The sequence below is a fragment of the Siccirubricoccus soli genome, assembly GCF_024178315.1.
Taxonomy (GTDB): Bacteria; Pseudomonadota; Alphaproteobacteria; order Acetobacterales; family Acetobacteraceae; genus Siccirubricoccus; species Siccirubricoccus soli.
This window is the reverse complement of sequence record NZ_JAMZIK010000053.1, coordinates 1-554: the sequence shown is the minus strand read 5'-3', so window position 1 is coordinate 554 and position 554 is coordinate 1. Positions and strand designations below refer to the sequence as shown.

1 protein-coding gene is annotated in these 554 nt (G+C 73.6%); it reads left to right on the top strand.

The features are described 5' to 3' along the window. On the top strand, window positions 1-354 hold a 354-nt coding region (locus NJ376_RS08985), incomplete at its 5' end, for a creatininase family protein (RefSeq protein ID WP_252952908.1). Window positions 355-554: the final 200 nt, after the last annotated feature.

Sequence of the window (554 nt, the reverse complement as noted above, 5' to 3'; positions counted from 1 at the left end):
GGCGTGAAGGTCGCCGGCGGCACCTATTGGCATGTGGTGCCGGAGGTGATCGGCCCGCTGCTGGAGCGCCAGGGCGGGCTGATGCATGCCTGCGAGGCGGAGACCAGCATGATCATGCATCTCCGCCCCGAAAGCGTGCGGATGGAGCGGCTGGCGGAAGCCTTCGGCCCCATGTCCACCCGCGTCGAGGGCCAGCCCCCCGGCCTCGCCATGCGCCGCAGCTTCAAGACCATCTCGCCGAGCGGCGTGGTGGGCGACGCGCGGGTGGCAAGCGCCGAGAAGGGCGCCAAGCTGCTGGCGGCGATCAGCACGAAGATGGCGGAGCTGCTGCTGAACCCGAAGCTCTGGGCCTGAGGGCGCGGCGGGAGGACCGGCCGGAGAGGGTGGATCGCGGCCATCTTCCGCCCGGCCCCGGCGGCGCCCTGGCGCGGCCGGGCCAGGGAGGTCAGGGCCCTCGCCTGCTGGCGTCTGGCGCTGCCGGATCCGGCGAGCCTGCCCGCCGGCCAGGGGAGGGTGGTGCTGGTGGTGCCCGCCTTCCTCACCGGCGATGCCTT